Below are 24927 nucleotides of genomic sequence, written 5' to 3'. Positions count from 1 at the left end.
TCTCCTGTCGGGTAAGGGTTTCGGCGATCAGCGGTCGGCGCGCTGGTACGCGGTCACAACCGCGGCGCCGCCGAGGCCGATGTTGTGCTGCAGTGCTGCGGTGACGCCATCGACCTGGCGTTTGCCTGCCGCGCCGCGCAGCTGCCAGGTGAGTTCGGAGCACTGCGCCAGACCGGTGGCGCCGAGCGGGTGCCCCTTGGAGATCAGGCCGCCGGAGGGATTGACGACCCACTTGCCGCCATAGGTGGTCTGGTCGGCGTCGATCAGCGCACCGGCCTCGCCGGGGCCGCACAGGCCGAGCGCCTCGTAGAGCAGCAGTTCGTTGGCCGAGAAGCAGTCATGCAGTTCGATGACCTGGAAGTCATCAGGACCGAGGCCAGCCTGCCGGTAGACCTGTTGCGCGGCTTGGACGTTCATGTCGTAGCCGATCAGGTTCTTCGCGGTGCCGTCGAAGGTGGAGGCGAAGTCGGTGGTCATGGCCTGGCCGACGATCTCGACGGCCTGCCCGGCGAGATCGTGCGAGTGCACGAAGTCCTCGCTCGCCAGGACGACCGCGCCGGAACCGTCGGAGGTCGGCGAGCACTGGAGCTTGGTCAGCGGGTCGTAGATCATCCGCGCGCCGAGGATGTCGTCGAGGGTGTACTCGTCCTGGAACTGGGAGTACGGGTTGTTCACCGAATGCTTGTGGTTCTTGTAGCCGATCTTGGCGAAGTGCTCGGCGGTGGTGCCGTACTCCTTCATGTGCTCGCGGCCCGCCGCGCCGAACATCCACGGCGCCACCGGGAAGAGCACCTCGGAGATCTCGGCGAGCGCCATGATGTGCTTCGCCATCGGCTGCTCACGGTCGTCCCAGGTGGAGCCGAGCGAGCCCGGCTGCATCTTCTCGAAGCCGAGCGCGAGCGTGCAGTCGGCGAGCCCGCCCCGGATCGCCTGCGCCGCGAGGTACAGCGCGGTCGAACCGGTCGAGCAGTTGTTGTTGACGTTGACGACCGGTATGCCGGTCATGCCCAGCTCGTAGACCGCGCGCTGGCCGGAGGTGGACTCGCCGTAGACATAACCGACGTAGGCCTGCTGCACCTCGCGGTAATCGATGCCCGCGTCGGCGAGCGCCTTGGTGCCCGATTCGCGGGCCATGTCCGGGTAGTCCCAGTCGGTGCCGTCCTCGTTCTTGCGGCGGCCCGGCTTCTCGAATTTCGTCATGCCGACGCCGACGACGTAGACCTTGTTCGCCATCGAACTCCTTACTTCGTGCCTGCGAGCGCCGCGACGGGTGCACCGGCGGCGCGGGCGGCGGACATCAGCGGCCGATCCGACCGGATCGGACTGAAACAAACATACAAAGCTGTATGTAACCACGCAAGAGTTATCCGATGCTCGGGGTTCGACTCGCCGAATATCCAGGTCAACGAGGCGTTGACAGACATACAACTAGTTGTGTATCCGAAACCACCGGTCGCTGATATGTCGGCGGAAATGGGTGATCACCCGGCAACCTGACAACAGCTCGGGACGAGAACACGCGCCCGTTCCAGCCCCGGCCAACGGCGGCGCGATTCGCCGCAATGCCTCGCCCGGCATCACCGGACAGACGGCCGTCCCCGACCCGCGGAAGCGCTGCCCATCATGGGGTTCTCAGCCCGTACAGCACGGGTTCGAGGCCCACGCCCACCGGCCGCGGTGGTCGCAGCGTTGGCCGCCAACGAGATTCGGCAGCACCGCCTCGGCGAGGGTCCGACGCCGGCGCACGCCAGGCGGTCGATATCCGGCGCGCCGGCGCCAGACCTGTTCGACGACAGCGCGATTCCGCATCCGAGCTATTCGACCGGACGCGATCGGCCGTCCTTCAGCGACGCCGCGATCGCGCGTCACTCGCTGCGCGGCATGAGACTCGCCACCGCGGCGGCGCGCAGATTGGCCGACGCGCGAGCCCAGCGCCTGCGGGCCCGATCGGTGTCGGGCTCGATGAAGTTCGAGATGAGAATCCCGCGCAGGGCGTCCATCGCGGTGTAGACGAAATCGCGAGCGTCCTTGCGGCGCATCTCGTCCGGGACGAAGCGGGCCACGGCCATCAGGACCGCGTTGTTGACGAACGGCTCGACCTTCTCCATGGCCGAGGCCAGCACCGGGTCGGTCCGGCCCGCGACCCACAGTTCGACGGTCGCGATGAACAGCGGGCCCTGGTGCAGCTCCCACAAGAAGTCCAGCGCCGCGGCGACCGGATCGGCGCCGCTCTCGACTTCGACCATCTCCCGCATCGCGGTCTCCGCGCGGCGCTGGGCCAAGTGGCTGATCGCGGCGACGACGAGATCGTTCTTGGATCCGAAGTGGTGCACCTGCGCCCCGCGCGTGACTCCCGCGCGCTCGGCCACCCGCGGTGTCGTGGTGCCGCCGTAGCCGTATTCGACCAGGCAATCGATGGTGGCGTCGAGCAGCCGGACGCGCATTTCGCTGCTGCGCTGCTCCTGGGTTCGGCGCTGCGGCTTGTCGGCGGCGGTCCTGGTCATTCCGGTGATTCTACACTTACATACAGATCTGCATGTTCTGATGTGCGCCTGGCGATCCACACGGTGACGACGAACAGCAGCGTACCGACCACCGCGAGACCCGCGCCGACTGCGGCGGGCGCGGTATAGCCGAGTCCCGCGGCGATGACGAGGCCGCCGAGCCAGGCGCCCGCCGCATTGGCGATGTTCAAGGCCGCGTGATTGAGTGCGGCGGCGAGGGTTTGCGCGTCGGCGGCGACGTCCATCAGGCGCGTCTGTAAACCGGGCGCGAGCGCAGCGCCGGTCGCGCCGACCAGGAACGCACAGAGCGCGGCGGTGAATGGATTCCGGGCGGCGACAACGAAAGCCGCGAGCACCACGGCCATCGCCACCGAAGCGAACAGGATCGCGCGGTCGACGCCGCGATCGGCGAGCACGCCGCCGACGATATTGCCCGCCACCATGCCGAGACCGAACAGCATCAGCACGACAGGCACCAAGCCGAGCGACATGCCTGCCACATCGGTCAGCGTGGTGGTGATGTAGGTGTAGACGGCGAACATGCCGCCGAAGCCGACCGCCCCGACCGCCAGGGTCAGCAGCACCTGTGAGCGACGCAGCGCGCCGAGTTCGGTCATCGGGTTGGTGGTTTTGATGCCGGTGAGTTCCGGCACGAATCGAACGAGCGCCGCGACCGTGATGATGCCGATCAACGCGACCACCACGAAGGCGTCCCGCCAGCCGAGGTGTTGGCCGAGCCAGGTGGCTGCGGGAACGCCGACGACGTTGGCGGCGCTCAGTCCCAGCATAACCGCGGCAACCGCTTTCGCGCGCCTGCCGGCTGGGGCGAGCGTCGCCGCCGCCAGCGAGGCGACGCCGAAGTAGGCGCCGTGCGGCAGACCGGAGACGAAGCGCGCGGCGACCAAGCTCTGAAAACTCGGCGCCACAACGGTGGCCGCGTTGCCAACGGTGAACGCGATCATCAAGGCGATGAGCAGGCGCTTGCGCGGAACCCGCGCGCAGAGCGCGGCCAGCGACGGCGCGCCGATCACCACGCCGAGCGCGTAGGCCGACACGGCGTGACCCGCGGTCGGCTCGGGGACATTCATGGCCTGCGCGATATCGGGCAGCAAACCCATGGTGACGAACTCGGTTGTGCCGATGCCGAAGCCGCCGAGGGCCAGTGCCAGCATCGCGGGGACATGCCAATCGGTCCGCTCCTTCTCGGGCGGGGCGGGCTGATCGGTTGCTACCTGGCTCGTCACGTCTTCATGTAACCGGCGCGGGGGCGGGATCGCTCCCCGAGCCGACGTGAGTTCGACCACCACCGGCCGCCCTATTCGTCCAGCTCACTCGACATCTCGACGACCGGGACGGTTCAGCCGATCGGCTCCGGGCGCGCGAAGGTTCGCCGGTACTCGGCGGGCGTCACGCCGATCACGGACGCGAAATGCCTGCGCAGGTTGGTCGCGGTCCCGAGGCCGGACAGTCGGCTGATCCGCTCGATATTGAAGTCGGTGGTCTCCAGCAGCGATTGAGCGTGCGCGAGGCGCTGATTGAGCAGCCACTGCATCGGGGTGGCTCCGGTGGAGCGGTGCAGGCGGCGATGGAAGGTGCGGGGACTCATGTTGGCTTTGGCCGCCAATGTCTCAACGGTCAGCGGCTCGTCGAGGTGCTCGACAGCCCACTGGAGCACCACGCCGAGGTCGTCCGCCGGGTGCGCGGGCACCGTCCGGTCGACGTACTGCGCCTGACCGCCGGACCGATGCGGCGGGATGACCATGCGGCGCGCCAGCTGATTGGCCACCGCGGCGCCCAGATCGCGCCGCACCAGATGCAGGCACAGGTCGACCGCCGCGGTCATGCCCGCGCTGGTGAGCACGTCGCCGTCGTCGACGTAGAGCACCGAGTCGTCGACCTCGATGCCGGGGAAGCGCTTCGCCAGCATTTCCGCGTGCACCCAGTGCGCGGCCACGCGCCGCCCCTCGACCAGGCCCGCCGCAGCCAGCGCGAAGGTGCCGTCGCAGAGCCCGACCATGCGCGCGCCCCCGCGATGCGCGGCCGCCAGCGCGTCGAGCAGTTCCGGTGGCAGTTCGCGTTCGGCCGTGACGCACTCGGCGGCCACCGAGGGAACTATCACCGTGTCGGCGGTGAGCAGATCGTCGAGGCCGTGCTCCGCGCGCAGGAAGGCGCCGAAGCCGATCGGCTGGGTCTGCGGCCGCGCGTCCACCGAGCACACCTTCAGCTCGTACCAGGGGTCGGCCAGATCCGGCTGCGGCGTGCCGAAAATCGAGGCGACGACGCCCAATTCGTACAGATCCCACGGGTGCAGCGCGCCGGGGGCGATGGCCATGGCGACGGTTCGACTCACGCGACCGAGTATGGCAGGAATAGTTCGATCGGCGTCAGTTCTGCCACTCACCGGTCGGCGGCCCTGGCGCGGAGACTGGTCGGCGGGCGCCCACCCGACAGAACGACACGACGGAGGAATCATGAGCAAGGCATCGGTCACCGTGCTTGGTCTCGGACGGATGGGCGCGGCGATCGCCGAGGTCTTCCTGCGCAACGGACACCCGACCACGGTGTGGAATCGCACCCCGGACAGGGCGATTCACCTGGACGAACTGGGCGCACGGCGCGCGGACAGTGTCGCGGACGCGGTCGCGGCGGGCGAACTGATCGTCACCGTGCTCGCCGACACCGCGGCGGCGGGGAAGCAACTGGTCCCGCTTGGCGCGGCGCTGAACGGACGCACGGTATTGAACGTCGCCACCGGCAGGCCCGACACCGCGCGAGAGCTGGCCGACCGGCTCGCCGAGCACGGCGCGCGCTTCATGGACGGCGGCGTCTTCGGTGTCCCGCAAACGGTTGGCACACCCGAGACGCTGCTCGTCTACAGCGGAACTGCCGAGGCCGAGGCCGAATTCGCCGAAGTGATAAGGGAACTGGGCGCGACGAAGTACGTGGGAGCCGACGCGGGCTCGGCGGCGCTGCACGACATGGCGGTGCTCGCCGGGATGTACGGGCTGTTCGGCGGGTTCTTCCAGGCGACGGCGATGGTGCACACCGAGCAGGTCTCCGCGGTCGAATTCACCGACGCGTTCCTTGCGCCCTGGTTGCGCTCACTGCTCGACATGCTGCCGACGCTGGCCGCCGAGATCGACTCGCGGGAGTTTCCGGTGAACTTCTCGGACCTCGCGGTCAACGCGACCGGGCTCGCCGACATCCGCGCCACCAGCCGAAACCAGGGCGTGCCAACGGATCTGCTCGATCCGTTGCAGCGGCTGTTCGACGCCGAGGTCGAACGCGGGCACGGTACCGCCAGCTTCACCAGGGCATTCGCCGGACTGATCGAAGCGCCGGCGCCTGCCGAGAGCTGAGCACACGGCGCTACGCCTGCGCCCTCCCGTGCCGGCGGCATCGAGTTCCGCGGCGGATGTTCCGGATACACGTCGGGCACCCGTTCCACCGCGAGGTGGGCGGGTGCCCGGTTCAACCTCCGGCGCTGGGATGTCCCAGCGCCGGTCGGGGTCGGACGGATCGCGGCCGGCCCCCGGTACGGACTCAGCGCAGCGCGCGAGCCAGATTCGCGTCGAGCGCGCCGAGGAACTCCTCGGTGGTCAGGTAACCCTGGTCGCCGCCGACGAGCAGCGCCAAATCCTTGGTCATCTGACCGCCCTCGACGGTCTTGATGACGACGTCCTCGAGGGTCTGCGCGAAGCCGATCACCTCGGGGGTGTTGTCCAGCTTGCCGCGGTGCTCGAGGCCGCGGGTCCAGGCGAAGATCGACGCGATCGGGTTGGTCGAGGTCGGCTTGCCCTGCTGGTGCTGGCGGTAGTGCCGGGTGACGGTGCCGTGCGCGGCCTCGGCCTCACAGGTCTTGCCGTCCGGGGTGAGCAGCACCGAGGTCATCAGACCCAGCGAACCGAAGCCCTGGGCCACGGTGTCGGACTGCACGTCGCCGTCGTAGTTCTTGCAGGCCCAGACGTAGCCGCCCTCCCACTTCATGGAGGAGGCGACCATGTCGTCGATGAGACGGTGCTCGTAGGTCAGGCCCGCCGCGTCGAACTGGCTCTTGAACTCGGTGTCGAAGATCTCCTGGAAGGTGTCCTTGAACATGCCGTCGTAGGCCTTCAGGATGGTGTTCTTCGTCGACATGTACACCGGGTAGTTCTGCTGCAGGCCGTAGTTGAACGACGCCCGCGCGAAATCCTCGATGGACTTCTTGAAGTTGTACATGCCCATGACGACGCCGCCGTCCTCCGGCATCTTCACGACCTCGTGCACGATCGGCTCGCTGCCGTCGTCCGGGGTGAAGGTGAGGGTGACGGTGCCGCCCTGGAAGACCTTGAAGTCGGTGGCGCGGTACTGGTCGCCGAAGGCGTGGCGGCCGATGATGATCGGCTTGGTCCAGCCGGGAACCAGTCGCGGAACGTTCGAGATGATGATCGGCGCGCGGAAGATGGTGCCGCCGAGGATGTTGCGGATGGTGCCGTTGGGCGAGCGCCACATCTTCTTGAGGCCGAACTCCTCGACCCTGGCCTCGTCCGGCGTGATGGTGGCGCACTTCACGCCGACGCCGTGCTGCTTGATCGCGTTGGCCGCGTCGATGGTGACCTGGTCGTCTGTCTTGTCCCGGTATTCGATGCCCAGGTCGTAGTACTCGAGGTTCACATCGAGGTACGGGTGGATCAGCTTGTCCTTGATGAACTGCCAGATGATCCGGGTCATCTCATCACCGTCGAGTTCGACGACGGTGCCTTCAACCTTGATCTTGGACATGGATCTTCGTGTCCTCCTAGGATGGTGCCCTTATTGCACGGCCAGGCGAACACGCTTGTGAGCGGACCCCAGCTGTTCAACAGACAACGTATATGTACCGCGTTGTTTGCGGGACGTGTGGTGCAAGCAAGACAAGCGTACTGCTGCCGACGATCTCACCGTGCGGGGAGGGCCCACTGTGCGGACGACGCGCCGAGTTACCGGCGAGTAGACCCATGTGACCCCAACCACTTTCTCCATGATGTCATCCCGGGGCGATCGATCGCTCCGACCTGGGCGGGAACCGGATGGCCGCCGGACGCGACACAGCCCGCGCACCGGATCTCCGAGGATCCGATGCGCGGGCTATACCCGGTCCGAATCAGACCGCGATCGGGATCCGAGCGCCTTCCTCCGCGTCCTCGGCGAAGTTCTCCGGTCCAGCCTTGATCATCGACGCGATCACCGGGATCGCCGCGAGGAAGAAGCCCGCGCCGACGTAGAACGCGACGTCGTAACTGTGAATGGCGGCGCGGGCAGCGAGGTCGCTTGCCGTCGGGTTGTCGGCGAAGTAGTCCTTCGCCGCCTGAACCGAGATCGTGGTGAGCAGCGCGGTGCCCACCGCGCCGCCGACCTGCTGGGCCGCGTTGAGCAACGCGCTGGCGACGCCGGCATCGGCCTCGTCCACCCGATGCAGCGCGACCGCCTGCATCCCGACGAACAGCGGTCCCATGCCGAGCGCGATCAGCAGCTGAGCGGGCAGCACGCCGGCCGCGTAGCTGTCGCCGTAGCTCAGCTGCGCGAGCCAGAGCAGGCCGAGCACGCCCATCGCGGCGCCCGCCACCATCAGCGGACGCGGTCCGACCTTCGGCAGCAGCGCGCTGGTGACGCCCGCGGAGATCGCGATGCCAGCGGGGAAGGGCAGGAACGCGACACCGGCCTTCAGCGGCGAGTAGCCGAGCGTGACCTGGAAGTAGAAGCTCAGGAACAGGAACATCGCGAACATCGCGATGGGGATGAGCAGCGCGGCGAGCAGCGCGCCGCCGCGGTTGGTCTCACCCGGAATGCGCAGCGGCAACAGCGGATTCGACGAACGACGCTCGATCGCGACGAACGCGATCAGCAGGGCGAGTCCGGCGGCGAGCAGCCCGAGGGTGCCGCCAGAGGTCCAGCCGTGCTCGGCGGCGCGGCTGAAGCCGTAAACGATGGCGATCAGGCCTGCCGTCACCGTGACGGCGCCGGGCACGTCGTAGCCGCCGGTCCGCGCAACGGGCACGTCCTTGATCACGAACGCGAGCGCGCCGACCAGCGCGACGATCGCGATCGGGGTGTTGACCAGCAGGGTCCACCGCCAGGACGCGTATTCGGTGAGCGCGCCGCCCGCGATCAGCCCGATGGCCGCGCCACCCGCCGAGATGCCCGCGAACACCGCGAAGGCGCGGGCCCGCTCCTTCGCTTCGGTGAACGTCACCGAAACCAGCGCGAGCGCGGCGGGTGCGAGCAGCGCGGCGAACGCGCCTTGCAATCCGCGGCCGGCGAAGAACTGGACGCCGTTCTGCGCCAGACCCGCGAGCGCCGACGCACCCGCGAAGCCGATCAGGCCGACCAGGAAGATCCGGCGGCGGCCGAGATAGTCGGCCAGCCGGCCGCCGAGCAGCAGCAGACCGCCGAAGATCAGCGTGTACGCGGTGAGGGCCCACTGTTTGTCGCCCTCGCTGATGCCCAGGTCGCGCTGCGCGAACGGCAGCGCGATCGTCACGATGGTCGCGTCGAGGACCACCATCAGCTGGGCTAGACCGATCACCCCCAATGCCAGCCAGCGTGCCGAGTCGCGCCGGCCGTCCGGCACGTGCACGGCTGTCGAAGTCTCGCTCACTTTGTCTCCTCAATCGTCCCGAAGTGGCGTGGCGCAATCCTGTCATTGCCCGACATTTGGCGTCAATAGAAAAATGTCGTAGTCAGACATTTGCCTGTATCTGACAGCAGAGATGGGACCTGGGTTACAGTGTGGAGATGCTCGAATCATCGACGCCGGCGAGCCAGGACACGGCCCGCAATGCGGCCGTGACCGGGGACGATGCCGCGCCTGCGAATCGTGGCTGCGCCGAAACCCCGGTGCGACAACGGCCGATCGGCCTGCGCGAACGCAAGAAGCAGCAGACGAGGATGCGGATCACCGACATCGCTCTCGAGCTCTGCGACGCCCAGGGCTTCGATGCGACGACGGTCGAGCAGATCGCGAACGCGGCCGATGTCTCGCCGCGCACCGTGAACCGCTACTTCGAGACGAAGGAGGACATCGTCCTCGCGCCCGTCCTCGATTTCGGCGAAATGGTTGCCGACAAGTTGCGAGAAGAGCCGTGCGGCGGCAACGAGCTGCGCGCGCTGTGCAATGCCTATCTGCGGGTGATCGATGACGCGGCAGCCGAGAACTCGCCGGCGTCGTTCCGCAGGTTTCAGCAGATGCAGCGGATCGCGCGCGACTGTCCTTCGGTCAACAGCCGCGCGCTGGAGTTCGCCGACAACAAATCCGACGCCATCACCGCGGTGCTTGCCGAGCGCCTCGGCACCACGCAGGGGGCGCTTCCCGTCCGGCTGCTCGTCTCTACCTGGCAGATGCTGTGTCATCTGGCGATGGACGCGCACAACGAACTGATCATGGACGGCGATCCGGCCGCCGCGGGACGCGCGACGCGGGCGACCCTGCTCGACGCGTACGCGGAGTTCATGCGGGTCTGCACCGAACCGCCTGCCGAATCACCGGAGTGAGATCGGCAACGGATTTCGGTCATTGACCGCCCGCCAGCTACCATGTCCGTCAGGTCATGAGTGCCAGCGCCAAGCCCCGGCTCGCTGGCCGGCAACCCTCCAGCAGCGGTGGGGTGCTCCGGGTGATGACCGGGCCCTCGAAAGTCGAGGGCAAGCGCGCTGTCAGGAGGTTCCCGGAAATGTGTTGTTGTGGATAGACCGCATCCCTGATCCGTTGGTTCCGGCGAATAACCTTTGTGGAGCATGACATGACCGACCCTGTCGCGGCCGATTTCGATCCTGCCCTGTGGTCCTTCGAGACCAAGCAGATCCATGCGGGCCAAGCGCCCGATCAGAGCACCGGCGCCCGCGCGTTGCCGATCTACCAGACCACCTCCTACGCCTTCCGCGACACCGATCACGCGGCCGCGCTGTTCGGGCTCGCCGAACCGGGCAACATCTACACCCGGATCATGAACCCGACCCAGGACGTGGTCGAGCAGCGCATCGCCGCCCTGGAAGGCGGCGTCGCGGCGCTGCTGCTGTCCTCGGGGCAGGCCGCCGAGACCTACGCGATCCTGAACCTGGCCGCCGCGGGCGACCACATCGTGTCGAGCCCGCACCTCTACGGCGGCACCTACAACCTCTTCCGCTACTCGCTGCCCAAGCTCGGGATCGAGGTCTCGTTCGTCGACGACCCGGACGATCTCGACCAGTGGCGCGCCGCCATCCGGCCCAACACCAAGGCGTTCTTCGGCGAGACCATCGCCAACCCGAGCAGCGCCGTGTTCGACATCCCCGGCATCGCCGAGGTCGCGCACGCCGCCGGTATCCCGCTCATCGTGGACAACACGGTCGCGACCCCGTACCTGATCCAGCCGCTCTCGCACGGCGCCGACATCGTGGTGCACTCGGCGACCAAGTACCTGGGCGGGCACGGCACGGCCGTCGCTGGCGTCATCGTGGACGGCGGCGCCTTCGACTGGACCGTTCGCGACGACAAGGGCGAGTCCCGCTTCCCCGGCTTCACCACCCCGGACCCCAGCTACCACGGCGCGGTCTTCGCCGATCTCGGCGCTCCCGCCTACGCACTGAAGGCCCGCGTGCAACTGCTGCGCGATCTGGGCGCGGCGGTCTCGCCGTTCAACGCCTTCCTCATCGCGCAGGGCATCGAGACGCTGAGCCTGCGCGTCGAACGCCACGTCGCCAACGCGCGAGCGGTCGCCGAATTCCTGGCGGAGCACCCCGCCGTCGAATCGGTCTTCTACGCCGGGCTGCCCGACTCGCCATGGCACGAACGGGCCAAGCGGCTGGCGCCGAAGGGTACCGGCGCGATCGTCTCCTTCGAGCTGCGCGGCGGCGTCGACGCGGGCAAGAAGTTCGTGGACGCATTGGTCCTGCACAGCCACGTGGCCAACATCGGGGATGTGCGTTCCCTCGTGATCCACCCGGCATCGACCACGCACTCTCAGCTGACGCCCGAGCAGCAACTGGCCTCCGGCGTCACCCCTGGACTGATTCGTCTCGCCGTCGGTATCGAGGGAATCGACGACATCCTCGCCGATCTGCGCGCCGGATTCACGGCGGCGACGACGTGACCGTGAGTACCGATCGGAGCCCCGCCCGCCCGGTGTCCGGGGGCGGCCTGCTGCCGCCGCCGGACGGCAGGCCGGGCGTGATCGCCATCGGGGACGTGCGGCTGGAAAGCGGCGCGGTGATCCCGGACGTGCACCTCGCGGTGCAGCGGTGGGGCGAACTCTCCCCCGCCCTGGACAATGTGGTGCTCGTCGAGCACGCTCTGACCGGTGACTCGCACGTCGTCGGCACCCCCGACGACGTGCACTCGCAGCCCGGCTGGTGGGAGGGCATGGTCGGGCCCGGCGCGCCGGTGGACACCGACGAATGGTGTGTCATCGCGACCAACGTGCTCGGCGGCTGTAAAGGCAGCACCGGCCCGTCCTCGACCGCGCCCGACGGCAGGCCGTGGGGCTCGCGTTTCCCGGAGATCTCCATCCGCGATCAGGTGACCGCCGAGGCCGCGCTGCTGGATCTGCTCGGCATCGAGCGGCTGGCCGCGGTGGTCGGCGGTTCGATGGGCGGCATGCGGGTGCTGGAATGGATGATCGGCGCGCCCGAGCGGGTGACCGCGGCGCTGGTGCTCGCCGTCGGCGCCCGCGCCACCGCCGACCAGATCGGCACCCAGACCATCCAGATCGCGGCCATCAAGGCCGATCCGGACTGGCGGGGCGGCGACTACCACGACACCGGCCGCGCGCCGATGACCGGCATGGGCATCGCCCGCCGCATCGCGCACCTGACCTACCGCACCGAGGGCGAACTCGACCACCGCTTCGAGAACCGGGCGCAGGGCTCGGAGGACCCGTGGAGCGGCGGCCGCTACGCGGTGCAGAGCTATCTGGACCACCAGGCCGAAAAGCTCTGTAAGCGTTTCGATCCCGCCACCTACGTGCTGCTCACCGAGGCGATGAACCGGCACGACGTCGGTCGCGGACGCGGCGGAATCGAAGCGGCGCTCGCCGCGACACCGGTGCCATGCGTGGTGGGCGGCGTCGACTCCGACCGCCTCTACCCGCTGCGCACCCAGCAGGAACTGGCCGACGCGCTACCCGGTTGCGATCGACTGGAAGTAGTGCATTCTCGCGACGGCCACGACGGATTCCTGACCGAGGCCGCGGCCGTTTCCAAGCTGCTCATCGAGACCATGCGCCTGGCGCGCGAGAACCGGTAGACCGGCCCGCGAGACAAGCTGGGACGCAACGATTTCGCGCGCGCTGTTCGGTCCCACACACGCCGCACATGGGCGGTGGGGCTGTAATGCCCTGTGGGATCAGCCGACGCCGAGGGTGTTGATGGTCGCGGCCAGGAAGACGATCGAGGAGCCGAGCAGGCTCAGCGCGCCGACGTCGAACGGCTTGCTGCGCACGGCGAGCAGGCCCACCCGCGTGGAAGGCAGGCACAGCCGGAAGGTCGCGGCCAGCAGCGTCGCACCGCCGAAGAACAGCGCGCCACGGCGCCAGCGATCCGAGGCCACGAACACCACCGCGACCAGAACGACCAGCATCACGGCCACCATCGGCAGGTGACAGCGCAGGAACTGCGCGGCACGGCTACCGCCTGCGTGTCGTCCGGACGTGTCGACATCGGTCACGGCACCGATTCTTGCAGACTTGCCCGCGCCACCCACACCGGCTCCGAAACACAGCCACCGCCCCGCGACCGCATCATCGAACGAGGCCGCCGAAGTGATGTACGACACAGTCCTTTCGCTGGCTTACTCGTCCCGCTTTTGCTGTGCCAGTATTCATGGCGCGAGAAGCGATCTTCGATGCCGCTGAGGCACGCTTCGATCCGGGGGAGGATAATTTGTCGACCAAGACTGATTTCGGCACCGTCGATGCCGAGTTCTATTTCATGGAAAAGTACATCAACGGGAACACCTCGATGGTGTGCCTACTGGAGCTCGAGCGTGAACCCGATTTCGAGCACCTGATCGGAAAACTGGCCGTCGTCAGCTCGATCACCGAAAGGCTGCGTCAGCGAATCAAGCCGACAGCGCTCGATCTGACCGTGCCGACCTGGATCACGACGGATGATTTCGATATCAGGCACCATGTGACGCGACGTGAACTACCGAACGGATCCGATTCGTCGACCATGATGCGCATCGTCGACGCCATCCAGAGTGCGGCATGGCCGGACGGTAGGCCTCCGTGGTCTTTCACCCTTTTGTGCGGGGCGGATATGCCGCCCATGTGTGTGATCAAAATGCACCATGCTTTGGCGGACGGCGCGACCATGGGCGCACTCTGGACCCTCGCGTTGTCGGCCGGCGCCGGGAGCGAGTGCGGCGCTAGCATCGAACATCGAGACCTTCCTTCTCCCGCCGGAGCCCCGGCTGGTTCGCTCATGGAAGCACCTGCGGCGACGTGCGCCCGGACTTCGCGCCGGGGCGGCGAACCCGGAATTCGGGAGCGAGCGCGCCGGGCCGTGCGGGCGTGGCAGGACTTTCGCGCACCGACTCCGACCACTCGCTCGCGCAGGTCCTACCTCGTCGACGTCGACGCTTCGCGCTTCCAAGAGCTGGCGCACCGCCACGGCGGCGGGGTGAACGACCTCTACTTGGCGCTGAGCGCCGACATCTGGGCGAGCTACGCGGTCGCCGTCACCGGCGCGGCACGCGGCGTGACGCATGTCGGCATGCCGGTGGACCTGCGGAGATCAAGCGTCCGCGAGCGTGGCGGACGAAACCTGGTCCACGTGGCGTCCGTGCCGGTCGACACCGCACGCCCTGCGCTCGACAACGTCGCGTCCATCAGCATCGACGCGACCTTGGCGCGCGAGATAGCTACGAGCGGGGCCCAGGCCCTCGATTTCGGCCCCCGCGTCTGGCCCGGCCGATTACGCGCGAGATGTGCGCACGGGCGATCGGCGCGCAACGCGGTGGCCGCGACCAATCTGGCCGCACCTCCGAGTATGGACGTCGGATCGGTTCCGGTGCGGTCCGCGTACGCCGTCGCACCCTGCATCGGAGCGGCCTTCGTGTTCGGGCTGATGCGATCTCGCGATCAGATACACATCGCGCTCAACACCGACGACACCCGAATCCCGCACTCGAATGCCGTCATCCAGAGTATCGATCGCGCTTTCGAGAAGATCGGTCTCGACGCCGCGGCATTTACCAGGCGAGACGTATAGCGGCCCTGCGCCAGGCAATATCTACCGCCGCCCGCCCACCACCGACCCGATGATTTTACGGAGTTCCCAGATATTCGATGCCCGGACCCATTTCCAAGAAGTGAGCGAGCGCGTCGGACGACTACCTGTTTCGGTGAACGTCACGTCATGCATCACCGCCTGCTAGGCGATTTTTGTCGTTACCGCCGGAGCAGTCTACCCATCGCTGTTCGCCGACTCGCTCCAGAAAGTTCCGACCCGGCGGCGCATACCGCGTATACCGGACATGGATAGACGGCAGCGAGACCGATGCGAAAACAATAGTCGGCAATTTCAGGAAACCGCCGTCGATATGCGAGTCATCCAGGCCCGTCCGCACACAATCCCCACCTCTTCCGCGGTTGTGGAAATATGCCTCGATCACACCTACACCCGCGGGGCAGTGGCGGAATCCGAGGAGGCAACCTCGATCGAGGGCGCATCGGTGGACCCGGCGGCCGGGCGGTGACGGCGCCTGATTGACTGATTCCGTGTTCCGCCTGATGTTTCACGAGCCGTGCATTCCACCGAACACCGGCAACGCGATCCGTCTGGTCGCCGGGACCGGTTGCGAGCTGCATCTGATCGAGCCGCTCGGCTTCGATCTCTCGGAATCCAAGCTGCGCCGCGCCGGACTGGACTACCACGATCTGGCCTCGGTGACCGTGCACCAGAGTCTGCCAGCGGCGTGGGAGGCGTTGCGCCCGGAGCGCGTCTATGCCTTCACCACCAAGGCGACGACCCGGTACACCGATGTCGCCTACCAGCCCGGCGACGTCCTGCTCTTCGGCACCGAGCCCACCGGCCTCCCCGATCACGTCCTGGACGACCCGCACGTCACCGCACACCTGCGCATCCCGATGCTGCCGGGCCGCCGCTCGATGAACCTGTCCAACGCCGCCGCCGTCACCGTCTATGAAGCGTGGCGTCAACTGGGCTTTTCCGGGGGGACCTGAGCGCGGCGCGGCTACCATTTACGCATGACCGAGCCGGACCGCAAGCAGCCGAATCTCCCGACCCACCTGACGTGGGAGGAGCTGGAGAAGCTACCTGCCGAGATCGCGTCGCAGATCGAGCTGTGGAACGGGCGGGTGGTCTGGCTGCGTCGCGGCCCCGGCGAACACCAGATATTCACCGGCCGAATGTGGGCAGCACTCGAACGCTGCGCACGCAAATACATGTCGTCGAATACCGAGCATTGCTTGCGCGCGAACCTCGAGACCAACGTCTTCTTCGGCAGGACCGGCAAGTCCGACTTCGTGACACCCGACTTCCTGGTCCATCGCTGCCTGGAACGGCCCTACCAGGATGTTCGCGCCGGTGATGTCCTGCTGGTCGGTGAAGTGCTGTCCCCGGGCAATGCTCAATCCGACATCGAGGCCAAGAAAGCGCGCTACGCGAGCGGCGGCATCCCCTGGTACTGGGAGATCACACTCGCCCGCGACGACAGCGCCATAGCCACCGTCCGGGTCTACGGACTCGAAACCGGATACGGACAGCTTCCCGAAGGAATTCGCCCGCTGCGCCCCTCCAACTATCTGCTGACCGGTGAATGGACCCGTGAGGACCTGGACGGTATCGAGTTCGATTTCCCGTTCCCGATCAGCATCCCGTGGACCGAACTCGAGTTCTGAGCGAGACGCTCACTCCCCGATTTCGAAGCGCTTGTGCCGGGACGTGGCGCCCGCGGTGAGGCGAACGGCGGTTTTGGGAACGTCGTAGTGGTCGGCCAGCAGTTCGATGGCGGCCTTGTTGGCCTTGCCCTCCACGGCGGGCGCGCGGACGTAGAGCTGGAGCGTCCCGTCGGGAAGGGCTTCCACGAGCGGGCCTTTACGGCTGTTCGGTTTTATGATCGCCCTGACCACTGTCGGTGGCATCGGGAGCTCCTGTCTGGGCGGCCACGGTCGTCGGCTGCGCGAGACCGGTGGGGGCGGAAGGGGTTCGGCGCTTGCGGCGCACGACGCGGACGAGGCCGAAGACCAGGCCGCCGATGATCGCGAGGAAGCCGAGCCAGGGAATCGCCTTGCCGATGAACACGATCGCGTCCTTCAGCCAGTCGACCAGGGAGTTCCAGCCCGCGACGACGCCGTCCCAGAAGTTGCTCGGTCCCTCGTCGGAATCCTTTGCGGTCGTGGTGATCTCGATGGTGAGCGTGGAAAGCGCGACCTGATCGTCGAGGAGACGTTTCTGCGCGGTGAGGCTGTCGAGTTCACCCTGGCGGCTGGACAGCGCCTGCTCGGCGGCGATGAGGTCGGCGGTGCTCGCGGCGCTGGTGATCAGCGCGCGCAGGCGGTCGACCGAGGCTTGCAGCGCCTTGATCCTGGCGTCGAGGTCCTCCCACTGCATGGTGACGTCGTCGCGGTTGACGCTCACCCTGGTGAGGGTGCCGATCCCGCCGAGACCGTTCACGAACGCGTCGGTCTTGTCCGCGGGCACCCGCACGGTCAGCGAGGCGCTGGGGTCGATGTCGTCAGTGCCGGGCTGTTCGGTGCGGCTGTCCAGCCTGCCGCCCGCCTCGCGCACCCGCTCGGCGACCCGTGCCGCGGCCGCGATCGGATCGCCCGCGGTGAGCGCGATGCTTCCGGTGACGACCTCCTTGCGGTCTACGGTGCCGGTGTCCTGCCCGCGGCCCTCGCCCGGCGCGGGCGCCTGCTCCTTGAACCCGGGCGGCGACACCGGCGCCGGCCCGGCCGTCACTGCCGTCGAACCCCCCGACCCGGCATTCTTGTCGGCGCCGCAGCCGACGAGCAGCGCCAACCCGAGCAGACCGACGCACAGCACAGCAAGCTTCCGCATGCTCGCAGCGTAACCGTCACGGTGCACCCGGTCACCGAACTCGTTCGCCGCGTTCATGAGCCGGATGGGCGTGGATCCGGTCACCGGAAGTCGCGTGACTTCCCCTCGATCCGGAGTGTCAGAGGTCCGCGGGCAGGATTCGGAAGGTGTCCACGCCTGGCGTCAGCGGCTCGATCGCCCGGAAGTCGCGCTGGTCCAACGTGAATATGCAATCCGTCCGATACTTGTCGGCGAGTGCGACGCCGACAGCGTCCGCCAAGTCGAGCCGGAGACCCTCGTATTTGGCGCGAATCGACTGCGCGGCCGCAAGATCGACGTGCTTCAACTCCGCGAGCTTGTAGCGCCCGTCGATCAGACGTCCCAGCAGAGCATCGGTGACCTGCATCGCCGCCTCGAATCCGAGGTCGCGGTGGACGAGGTGATCCAGTTCGGTCATGACCAGTGGCGAAATCACCAACGTCTCGGTTTCCATCACCAGGAGCGCTTGCTCATGCTCCACCTGGTCCTGATCGAAAGCCGCGAAGAGGGCTGAAGTATCGGCGACGATGATCACCGCCGCGCCGCCCGCGACTTGATGTGGTCGTAGACCGCGTCGTCCATCTCGTCCGCACTACGCGATCGACCACTGCGAAAGACCGGCAGCGGTCGATCATCCTTGGGCCTGTCCGATGAGTCGAGCAGCATGGTGATCCCCCGTCGAATGAGTTCCGCCTTGCTCACCCCCGTCGCGGCGGCTTCGGCGTCGAGCCGGACCTCCAGATCTTCGGGGAGGTACACGGTCGTCTTGATCATGCCATATAGGGTACCACCCGCGAAATGCGCCGCAGCGTGTGCGGCGCCGGCTGGCCGGCGCCCGATTCACGTGGACACGCTCACCGGAAGTCGCGTGACTTCCCCTCGATCCGGAGATGCAATCGCTGAAGATGTTCCGCTACGACGCTCACCGCTCCCTCCGCGTTCTGCACCCGGCCGCGGATGAGCAGGGCGGTGGCGCTCTGGGCCAAGCGGCGATGGCGGGTCCACAGACCCACCGAGCAGACCACGTTCACCATGCCGGTCTCGTCCTCCAGGTTGAGGAAGGTGACGCCTTCGGCGGTGGCGGGGCGCTGGCGGTGGGTGACCGCGCCGCCGACCAGTACGCGGGAACCGTCGGGGACGGCGAGCAGTCCGGCTGCGGGGACGGCGCCGAGCGCGTCGAGCTGGGGGCGCAGGAATTCGGTCGGGTAGCGGCCTGGCGATATCCCGGTGGCCCACACGTCGGCGGCGGCGAGTTCCAGATCGCTCATGCCGGGCAGGGCGGGCGCTGTGGTCGCCGCCCCGGTGCCGGGCAACCGATCCGCGCGTTCCCCCGCCGCGGCGCCCGCCGCCCACAGCGCCTCGCGCCTGCTGACGCCGAGACTGCCGAGCGCACCGGCGGTCGCCAGCGATTCGGCTTGGGCGACGGTGAGCGGCACCCGCCCGGTCAGATCGAGAAACGAAGTGTACGGACCACTTTCGCGGCGAGCGGCGACGATGCGCTCGGCAACCTCCGTGCCGAGATGACGGACCGCGGCCAGCCCGAGCCTGACCTCGTCGCCCGTCGCCTCCAGGGTGGCATCGGCGAGACTGGCGTTGATGTCAGGGCCGTGCACCGCGACCCCGTGCCTGCGCGCGTCTGCGACCAAGGATTGCGGGGAATAGAAGCCCATCGGCTGGGCGCGCAGCAATCCGGCGCAGAACGCGGCCGGATAGTGCAGCTTGAACCACGCCGAGTAGAACACCAGCGCGGCGAAACTCTGCGAATGGCTCTCGGGGAAGCCGAAATTCGCGAAGGCGTAGAGCTTCTCGTAGATGCGGTCGGCGACCTCACCGGTGATGCCGTGCAGCTCGCGCATGCCCTGGTAAAGACGGGCCTTGATCCGTTCCATGCGTTCCGGCGAACGTTTGGAACCCATCGCGCGGCGCAGCTGATCGGCTTCGGCGGCGGTGAAACCGGCGACGTCGACCGCCATCTGCATCAGCTGTTCCTGGAACAGCGGCACGCCGAGGGTGCGGCCGAGCGAATTCTCCAGCGCCGGATGGTCGTAGTCCCACTTCTCCCGCTCGTTGCGGCGGCGGATGTAGGGGTGCACCGAGCCGCCCTGGATCGGGCCTGGACGGATCAGCGCGACCTGCACCACCAGGTCGTAGAAATCACGCGGCTTCAGCCGGGGCAAGGTGGCCATCTGCGCCCGCGACTCCACCTGGAAGACGCCGACCGAGTCGGCGCGCGAAAGCATTTCGTAGACGGCGGCTTCCTTCAGGTCGAGCTTGTGCAGTTCCACCTCGACGCGCTTGTGCTCGCGCACCAGATCGATCATGTAGTGCAGCGCGGAGAGCATGCCGAGCCCGAGCATGTCGAACTTCACCAGCCCGACCGCGGCGCAATCGTCCTTGTCCCATTGCAATACGCTGCGGCCCGCCATCCGCGCCCACTCCACCGGGCACACATCGGCGATGGGACGGTCGCAGATCACCATGCCGCCGGAGTGGATACCGAGATGCCTCGGCAGACCCTCGATGTCGGCGGCCAAATGCAGGACCTCCTCGGGGATATCGGTGCCGGTCTCGGCCCCGACGCCCGTCCAGCGGCTCACCTGCTTGCTCCACGCGTCCTGCTGTCCGGGCGAAAAGCCCAGCGCGCGTGCGGCATCGCGCACCGCGGACTTGCCGCGATAGGTGATCACATTGGCCACCTGGGCGGCGTACTCACGGCCGTACTTGGCGTAGACGTGCTGGATCGCCTCCTCCCGGCGATCGGATTCGATGTCAACGTCGATATCGGGCGGCCCGTCGCGTTCCGGCGAGAGGAAGCGTTCGAACAGCAGCTGATTGGCTACCGGATCGACATTGGTGATGCCGATGGCGTAGCAGACCGCGGAGTTGGCCGCCGAACCCCGGCCCTGGCACAGGATGTCGTTGTCCGCGCAGAAGCTGACGATATCGTGCACCACCAGGAAATAGCCGGGGAAGCCGAGCTGCTCGATCACCTCGAGCTCGTGTTCGATCTGGCGGTAGGCCGCCGGGTTCTCCCGCGGCGAGCCGTAGCGGCGGGCCGCGCCGCTGAGCGCGAGTTCGCGCAGCCAAGTGTTCTCGTCGTGGCCGTCCGGCACGTCGAAGGGCGGCAGCTGCGGCGCGATGAGGCGCAGGTCGAAGGCGCACTCGCGAGCCAGCGCCGCGGCATTGGCCACCGCGTCGGGGCAGGCCGCGAACAGCCGCGCCATCTCCGCGCCAGAGCGCAGGTGCGCGCCGCCGGTTGGCGCCAGCCAGCCCGCGATGTCGTCCAGGCTCTGCCTGGCCCGGATGGCGGCCAGCGCCATGGCGCGGCGGCGTTGCGCAGGAGCGGCGAAATGCGCTCCGGTGGTGGCGATCACGGGAAGACCGAGCCGGTCGGCCAGGTCGATCAGGTGGGCGTTGCGCTCGTCGTCCTCCGGGACGCCGTGGTGGGTGAGTTCGACGCCGACCCGTTCGGCGCCGAAGCGTTCGGCGAGTTCGCGCAGCGCGGCCTCGGCTCGCGCCAGGCGGGTGTCGCCCGCGCGTAGGTCCTCGGCGAGTGCTCGGCGGAGATGACCTTTGCGGCAGCCGGTCAGTATGTGCCAGTGCCCGCCCGCCGCCGCGGTGAGGACGTCGAGGTCGTAGCGGAGGATGCCCTTCTCCCCTGCGGCCAGGTGGGCGGCGGCGATCTCACGGGAGAGTCGCCGATAGCCCTCCTGGCCGCGGGCAAGCACGAGCAGGTGCGGTCCGGCCGGGTCAGGCGCGCCCGTGCGCGGCGCCGAGTCCGGCGCGTCGGCATGCGTGGCGGCTTTCGCCGCGCGCCGCCGCGCGTCCGGCGGACCCAGCGAAAGCTCCGCGCCGAAGACCGTCGCCATCCCCCATTCCTTGGCCGCCTCGGCGAAGCGCACGGTTCCGTAGAAGCCGTCGTGATCGGTGAGCGCGATCGCCTCCAGCCCCAGCCGCACTGCCTCCTCCACCAGCTCTTCGGGCTGACTGGCGCCGTCCAGGAAGCTGTAGGCCGAGTGCGCGTGCAGTTCCGCGTACGGCACCGCCGCGCCGCAGGGGCGCATCGGCTCGGCCACGTACGGCTCGCGCTTGCGCGACCACGCCGGGCTGTCGCCGCCGTCGCCCGGGTACATGGCGTCGGGGCTGGTCCGGCCGGGTCGTCCGGAGAGCACCCGCTCCAGTTCCGCCCAGGTCGGGGGGCCGTTGCTCCAACCCATGACGTATCACCTCCATCGTCGAACATACATTCGATAAAGGAGGGACGCGCACGGGCATACCCAACGGATACCGAGTCGCAACAGACGGACGGCGAACCCCTCATCGATCCGCCGCCCGTCCGCGCCCCGGACGATCAGCCCTCGCGAACGCGTTCGGTGGAGCCTGCCGCCACCGCGGCGTCCACCCGGTCGAGCCCGTCGCGAATCATCTCGCCGTAAGCGTCGTCGGCCAGGATCCGCAAGTGGCCGCGAGCGATAGCCAATTGCATTCGCGCGCCGTCGAAATCGCCGAGCCTGCGGTGGCTGTCGGCCAGATTCAGGTACAGCGAGGGCAGGAAGCAGCGCAGGCCCTCGTCCAGCGGGATGCCCGGACCGAACACCGCGGCGAGCGCGCGCTGATCCCAGCTCAGCGCGTCCTCGTCCTTTTCCTGTAGGACGGCTAGATGATGCGCGATCACGCAGCGCTGCAAGGGATCACCGGACGGGCCCAATTCCGCCCACAGCGCGCCGAGCGCACGCCGCGCCGCTTCCGGGTTTCCGCTGCCGAGCCGCACCGCGGCAAAGATGTCCGCCATCCGATCGTCCGCCATGCGCACGAGTATCGCACATATGTTCGATCTATTCGACGTTCCTTCGAACACGTCCTCGCGCGTGACGAGCGCCACTTGGCGGGTAAACTTACTTCAGAGTAAGTTCGTGCCGACCCTGGCCGTCTCCGTTGACGCGACAAAGGAGCAATCCCGATGACCCAAGCTTCCGCCGACGACGCCGGTGCGCGCGGGCAGATCCGACACAACCGCCGCAACCGGGACCTGACCGGCAGGCACGTTCTCATCACCGGCGCCTCCTCCGGCATCGGCCGGGCCGCCGCGGTGGCCGTGGCCGCCAAGGGCGCCACCGTGTTCCTGCTGGCCCGCCGCGGCGACGAGCTCGCGACCGTGGTCGAGGAGATCCGCGCCGCGGGCGGCTCGGCGTACGGATATCAGTGCGACGTCACCGATTCCGATTCCGTCGACCACACGGTCAAGACCATCCTCGACGAGCACGGCCACGTCGACATGCTGGTGAACAACGCGGGCCGCTCCATCCGCCGCGCCATCCACCGCTCCACCGACCGCCTGCACGACTTCGAGCGCACCATGGCGGTCAACTACTTCGGCGCGCTACGCATGACGCTCGCCCTGCTGCCCCAGATGCGCGAACGCAAGTTCGGCCACGTCGTCCAGATCAGCAGCGCGGGCGTGCAGGTCGCGACCCCCCGATTCGCCGCGTACCTGGCCAGCAAGGCGGCGCTGGACAAGTTCACCGAGGTGGCCGCCGTGGAGACCATGGCCGACGACGTCACCTTCACCACCATCCACATGCCGCTGGTGCGCACGCCGATGATCACACCGAGCGGCGACCAGGGCCCGTCGGAATCGCCCGAATGGGCGGCGGCCACGATCGTGCGCGCGCTCACCGAGCGCCCCAAGCGCATCGATGTCCCGATCGGCACCTTCGCCGAGTACGGCGCGCTACTGACGCCCAAGCTCCGCGACCGTATCCTGCACCGCTACTACCGCGCGCTGCCGGACTCTCCCGCCGCCAAGGGCGAGGTCACCGACACCGAGGACGACGCGGAACCCGTTGCCACGTCACCGGAACCGCGGCAGTCGTCGACCGCGCGCCGAGCCACCGGCGCCGTGCTGCGCCGCGCCGCGCGCTGGGTCCCCGGCACCCACTGGTGACGAGGGACTACCCCAGCACCAAGCGCGGCTCCGGCAGATACGACCGCGCCTGCGAGCGCACGCCGTGCCACATCGCCAGGCCGATGGCGGGCGTGTTCGAGGCGATGTGCAGCTGCCGGTTCCCCAGATCCACCACCGCGGGCGTCACCACCGAGCCGAAGCTCATCGGCCGATTACGCAGCGCCTGCACCGCCGCGGGATGTACGCGTTCGGACACCAGCGCGGCCACGCCCATCGCGCCGCCCTTCACCCCGAACACGCTCCTCCTGCGCTGGTTCTTGGCGAAACCGTTCACCTGGCGCGGAAAGTCGTCCACGGCGGCCGGGGAGATCTCCTCCAGGGTGGCGACGCAGAGCACGAGATCGATCGGGTTGAGCGCGGTCGCGATCACCGCGGTGACGCCGACCATGCTCATCAGCGGACCGACCATGTGCTGCGCGATCTGCATGCGGCCGACGGTCATGTGGTGCGTCACCGCGGCGAGATACGCCTTGACCGCAGGGGTGCTGCCGGGCAATTCGAGATTCGGCGGAGCGGGGTAGCCAGGAGGTGGTGGAGCGGCATGCGGCGGATAGCCGGGCAGCGCGGGGGCCTGCGGAGGCGGGGCAGGGCATCCGGGCAGCGGAACCGCGTGCCCGTGCGGCGGTGGAGCCGGATGGCCGTGCGGCGGAACGGGATATCCACCGGGCGGCGGGGCAGGAGGCCCGCCGTAGGGTTGCGGCGGATATCCCGGCACGCCGTGCGGTGGGCCGGGCGGGTACCCCGGCATCTGCGATCCCCACGGCGGTGTCGTCATCTCGTCCCTCCCTCGACCGGCGCGATTCCGCCGGACATTACCTGCTTCGCACCGCACCCGACCGCGCCGGTATCCGAAGCCGCACCTCGGCGGACCAACGGACCCGGGAAGCGACTCGGCACCGAACTGTCGCAAATTGCCATGGCACAAGCACTTACGTCTGCGAATCGACGTGTGGCCACCGGTTGCGAAGGGGACGCCGACAGCGTCGTACGGGGCTGGATGCGTCGCAAGCGCGTTGACGCGCAAGATATTCGGGCCGCGAACGGTGTCGCGTCGGCAAGCGACGACAGATAGCGGCGAGGAAGGCGGCAGCCCCAGGAGATCAGGGCAGCGGCTGGATGGGGTCGGCGACGAGAGCGGTGACCGGTTTCGGAGCCGCGCCGCAGCTGGCCTGACGCGGGGCGTAGGCGACCGTCCGCGCGGTGACCCGCCAGCTCCTGCCATCCCGGTGGGTGACGAGCGCGTCGCCCGCATACGTGGGATCGGTTGCCGACGAGGCATTTTCGTTCTCGGATCGGACTGTGAGGTCGTCGAGTCCCGCCGCGATCTCGGCACGCACCGCGAGTTCGGCGACCTGTTCGACGGGCTTGTGTCCGCTGCGGCCGCGCAGGCCGGCGAGCGCCACCTCGCCGCGGCGCACGGCG

At 68.1% G+C, this 24927-nt stretch carries 22 protein-coding genes, 1 pseudogene and 1 riboswitch; of the genes and pseudogenes, 8 read left to right on the top strand and 15 right to left on the bottom strand.

The window, feature by feature from the left end; translation table 11 throughout:
- Nucleotides 1-27: 27 nt before the first annotated feature.
- The 4 genes from NX1_RS18880 to NX1_RS18865 all read right to left on the bottom strand — a co-directional run bounded on the left by NX1_RS18880 (nucleotide 28) and on the right by NX1_RS18865 (nucleotide 4854).
- Nucleotides 28-1233 carry a lipid-transfer protein gene (locus tag NX1_RS18880; protein WP_068060928.1) on the bottom strand — a complete coding sequence of 402 codons (1206 nt, stop codon included), beginning with the start codon at nucleotides 1231-1233 and terminating at the stop codon, nucleotides 28-30.
- A gap of 632 nt (nucleotides 1234-1865) precedes the next feature.
- Nucleotides 1866-2504 (bottom strand): TetR/AcrR family transcriptional regulator, encoded by a 639-nt coding sequence (locus NX1_RS18875; protein WP_068060926.1) that lies wholly within the window; start codon nucleotides 2502-2504, stop codon nucleotides 1866-1868.
- Nucleotides 2501-3748 (bottom strand): MFS transporter, encoded by a 1248-nt coding sequence (locus tag NX1_RS18870; protein ID WP_245668571.1) that lies wholly within the window; start codon nucleotides 3746-3748, stop codon nucleotides 2501-2503. Before NX1_RS18870 ends, NX1_RS18875 begins: the two co-directional genes overlap by 4 nt.
- 113 nt (nucleotides 3749-3861) lie before the next feature.
- Nucleotides 3862-4854, bottom strand: a complete 993-nt coding sequence (locus NX1_RS18865; protein WP_245668570.1) for a helix-turn-helix domain-containing protein — start codon at nucleotides 4852-4854, stop codon at nucleotides 3862-3864.
- A gap of 121 nt (nucleotides 4855-4975) precedes the next feature.
- Here NX1_RS18865 and NX1_RS18860 point away from each other — a divergent pair, with 121 nt between their 5' ends.
- A complete protein-coding gene (locus NX1_RS18860; RefSeq protein WP_068060920.1) occupies nucleotides 4976-5863 on the top strand; it encodes an NAD(P)-dependent oxidoreductase in 888 nt (295 codons plus the stop codon).
- Between the two features lie 184 nt (nucleotides 5864-6047).
- On the opposite strand, the gene NX1_RS18855 is transcribed toward NX1_RS18860, so the two are convergent.
- Both NX1_RS18855 and NX1_RS18850 read right to left on the bottom strand, forming a co-directional pair.
- A complete protein-coding gene (locus NX1_RS18855) occupies nucleotides 6048-7265 on the bottom strand; it encodes an NADP-dependent isocitrate dehydrogenase (protein ID WP_068060917.1) in 1218 nt (405 codons plus the stop codon).
- A gap of 361 nt (nucleotides 7266-7626) precedes the next feature.
- Nucleotides 7627-9120, bottom strand: a complete 1494-nt coding sequence (locus NX1_RS18850) for an MFS transporter (protein ID WP_068060915.1) — start codon at nucleotides 9118-9120, stop codon at nucleotides 7627-7629.
- Nucleotides 9121-9257: 137 nt separating this feature from the next.
- Between NX1_RS18850 and NX1_RS18845 the strand changes: the two genes are divergently transcribed.
- From NX1_RS18845 to metX, 3 genes are all read left to right on the top strand, one after another.
- The gene (locus NX1_RS18845) at nucleotides 9258-10013 is read left to right on the top strand and encodes a TetR/AcrR family transcriptional regulator (RefSeq protein WP_157119849.1); all 756 of its coding nucleotides are present in this window, start codon (nucleotides 9258-9260) and stop codon (nucleotides 10011-10013) included.
- A gap of 52 nt (nucleotides 10014-10065) precedes the next feature.
- Nucleotides 10066-10176, top strand: a riboswitch (SAM riboswitch).
- An 85-nt stretch (nucleotides 10177-10261) separates the two neighbouring features.
- Nucleotides 10262-11590, top strand: a complete 1329-nt coding sequence (locus NX1_RS18840) for a bifunctional o-acetylhomoserine/o-acetylserine sulfhydrylase (RefSeq protein ID WP_068060905.1) — start codon at nucleotides 10262-10264, stop codon at nucleotides 11588-11590.
- Nucleotides 11591-11592: 2 nt separating this feature from the next.
- The gene (gene metX, locus NX1_RS18835) at nucleotides 11593-12741 is read left to right on the top strand and encodes a homoserine O-acetyltransferase MetX (protein WP_373864887.1); all 1149 of its coding nucleotides are present in this window, start codon (nucleotides 11593-11595) and stop codon (nucleotides 12739-12741) included.
- Nucleotides 12742-12840: 99 nt separating this feature from the next.
- Here the strand turns inward: metX and NX1_RS18830 are convergent, their stop codons facing one another.
- Nucleotides 12841-13086, bottom strand: coding sequence for a DUF3017 domain-containing protein (locus NX1_RS18830; RefSeq protein WP_068061160.1), 246 nt, complete (start codon nucleotides 13084-13086; stop codon nucleotides 12841-12843).
- A gap of 290 nt (nucleotides 13087-13376) precedes the next feature.
- On the opposite strand from NX1_RS18830, the gene NX1_RS18825 reads away from it, so the two are divergent.
- From NX1_RS18825 to NX1_RS18815, 3 genes are all read left to right on the top strand, one after another.
- Nucleotides 13377-14708, top strand: coding sequence for a wax ester/triacylglycerol synthase domain-containing protein (locus NX1_RS18825; RefSeq protein ID WP_068060900.1), 1332 nt, complete (start codon nucleotides 13377-13379; stop codon nucleotides 14706-14708).
- 509 nt (nucleotides 14709-15217) lie between these two features.
- Nucleotides 15218-15682 carry a tRNA (cytidine(34)-2'-O)-methyltransferase gene (locus tag NX1_RS18820; RefSeq protein WP_068061157.1) on the top strand — a complete coding sequence of 155 codons (465 nt, stop codon included), beginning with the start codon at nucleotides 15218-15220 and terminating at the stop codon, nucleotides 15680-15682.
- Between the two features lie 24 nt (nucleotides 15683-15706).
- Nucleotides 15707-16360, top strand: a complete 654-nt coding sequence (locus NX1_RS18815) for a Uma2 family endonuclease (RefSeq protein WP_068060897.1) — start codon at nucleotides 15707-15709, stop codon at nucleotides 16358-16360.
- Between the two features lie 9 nt (nucleotides 16361-16369).
- On the opposite strand, the gene NX1_RS18810 is transcribed toward NX1_RS18815, so the two are convergent.
- From NX1_RS18810 to NX1_RS18785, 6 genes are all read right to left on the bottom strand, one after another.
- Nucleotides 16370-16603: a DUF167 domain-containing protein gene (locus tag NX1_RS18810; RefSeq protein ID WP_068060894.1), complete on the bottom strand. Its 234-nt coding sequence runs from the start codon at nucleotides 16601-16603 to the stop codon at nucleotides 16370-16372.
- Nucleotides 16557-17522 (bottom strand): DUF4349 domain-containing protein, encoded by a 966-nt coding sequence (locus tag NX1_RS18805; protein WP_068061154.1) that lies wholly within the window; start codon nucleotides 17520-17522, stop codon nucleotides 16557-16559. The genes NX1_RS18810 and NX1_RS18805 overlap by 47 nt, the downstream gene beginning before the upstream one ends.
- Nucleotides 17523-17640: 118 nt before the next feature.
- Entirely contained in the window at nucleotides 17641-18075 is a 435-nt protein-coding gene (locus NX1_RS18800) for a type II toxin-antitoxin system VapC family toxin (RefSeq protein WP_068060888.1), read from the bottom strand.
- Entirely contained in the window at nucleotides 18072-18314 is a 243-nt protein-coding gene (locus NX1_RS18795) for a ribbon-helix-helix domain-containing protein (RefSeq protein WP_068060885.1), read from the bottom strand. Before NX1_RS18795 ends, NX1_RS18800 begins: the two co-directional genes overlap by 4 nt.
- 80 nt (nucleotides 18315-18394) lie before the next feature.
- Nucleotides 18395-21757: an error-prone DNA polymerase gene (locus NX1_RS18790; protein ID WP_068060882.1), complete on the bottom strand. Its 3363-nt coding sequence runs from the start codon at nucleotides 21755-21757 to the stop codon at nucleotides 18395-18397.
- A gap of 134 nt (nucleotides 21758-21891) precedes the next feature.
- A complete protein-coding gene (locus NX1_RS18785) occupies nucleotides 21892-22347 on the bottom strand; it encodes a hypothetical protein (protein WP_068060880.1) in 456 nt (151 codons plus the stop codon).
- A gap of 153 nt (nucleotides 22348-22500) precedes the next feature.
- Between NX1_RS18785 and NX1_RS18780 the strand changes: the two genes are divergently transcribed.
- Nucleotides 22501-23484: an SDR family NAD(P)-dependent oxidoreductase gene (locus NX1_RS18780; RefSeq protein WP_068060876.1), complete on the top strand. Its 984-nt coding sequence runs from the start codon at nucleotides 22501-22503 to the stop codon at nucleotides 23482-23484.
- A gap of 7 nt (nucleotides 23485-23491) precedes the next feature.
- On the opposite strand, the gene NX1_RS36415 is transcribed toward NX1_RS18780, so the two are convergent.
- Both NX1_RS36415 and NX1_RS36960 read right to left on the bottom strand, forming a co-directional pair.
- A complete protein-coding gene (locus tag NX1_RS36415; RefSeq protein WP_157119846.1) occupies nucleotides 23492-24280 on the bottom strand; it encodes a hypothetical protein in 789 nt (262 codons plus the stop codon).
- Nucleotides 24281-24605: 325 nt separating this feature from the next.
- Nucleotides 24606-24927 (bottom strand): annotated as a pseudogene (locus tag NX1_RS36960) (sucrase ferredoxin); the annotation flags it as partial.

The organism is Nocardia xishanensis NBRC 101358, from assembly GCF_001613365.1.
GTDB lineage: Bacteria > Actinomycetota > Actinomycetes > Mycobacteriales > Mycobacteriaceae > Nocardia > Nocardia xishanensis.
The sequence above is the reverse complement of the archived record's forward strand: the minus strand, read 5'-3'. Positions and strand labels throughout refer to the sequence as shown.

Bases quoted from the DNA above. Each gene is read 5' to 3' on its own strand.
- NX1_RS18805 (WP_068061154.1), bottom strand. From the start codon at position 17,522: ATGCGGAAGCTTGCTGTGCTGTGCGTCGGTCTGCTCGGGTTGGCGCTG.
- NX1_RS18845 (WP_157119849.1), top strand. From the start codon at position 9,258: ATGCTCGAATCATCGACGCCGGCGAGCCAGGACACGGCCCGCAATGCG.
- NX1_RS18795 (WP_068060885.1), bottom strand. From the start codon at position 18,314: ATGATCAAGACGACCGTGTACCTCCCCGAAGATCTGGAGGTCCGGCTC.
- NX1_RS18790 (WP_068060882.1), bottom strand. From the start codon at position 21,757: ATGGGTTGGAGCAACGGCCCCCCGACCTGGGCGGAACTGGAGCGGGTG.
- NX1_RS18785 (WP_068060880.1), bottom strand. From the start codon at position 22,347: ATGGCGGACGATCGGATGGCGGACATCTTTGCCGCGGTGCGGCTCGGC.
- NX1_RS18875 (WP_068060926.1), bottom strand. From the start codon at position 2,504: ATGACCAGGACCGCCGCCGACAAGCCGCAGCGCCGAACCCAGGAGCAG.
- NX1_RS18815 (WP_068060897.1), top strand. From the start codon at position 15,707: ATGACCGAGCCGGACCGCAAGCAGCCGAATCTCCCGACCCACCTGACG.
- NX1_RS18840 (WP_068060905.1), top strand. From the start codon at position 10,262: ATGACCGACCCTGTCGCGGCCGATTTCGATCCTGCCCTGTGGTCCTTC.
- NX1_RS18880 (WP_068060928.1), bottom strand. From the start codon at position 1,233: ATGGCGAACAAGGTCTACGTCGTCGGCGTCGGCATGACGAAATTCGAG.
- NX1_RS18810 (WP_068060894.1), bottom strand. From the start codon at position 16,603: ATGCCACCGACAGTGGTCAGGGCGATCATAAAACCGAACAGCCGTAAA.
- NX1_RS18855 (WP_068060917.1), bottom strand. From the start codon at position 7,265: ATGTCCAAGATCAAGGTTGAAGGCACCGTCGTCGAACTCGACGGTGAT.
- NX1_RS18830 (WP_068061160.1), bottom strand. From the start codon at position 13,086: ATGGTGGCCGTGATGCTGGTCGTTCTGGTCGCGGTGGTGTTCGTGGCC.
- NX1_RS36415 (WP_157119846.1), bottom strand. From the start codon at position 24,280: ATGACGACACCGCCGTGGGGATCGCAGATGCCGGGGTACCCGCCCGGC.
- NX1_RS18860 (WP_068060920.1), top strand. From the start codon at position 4,976: ATGAGCAAGGCATCGGTCACCGTGCTTGGTCTCGGACGGATGGGCGCG.
- NX1_RS18780 (WP_068060876.1), top strand. From the start codon at position 22,501: ATGACCCAAGCTTCCGCCGACGACGCCGGTGCGCGCGGGCAGATCCGA.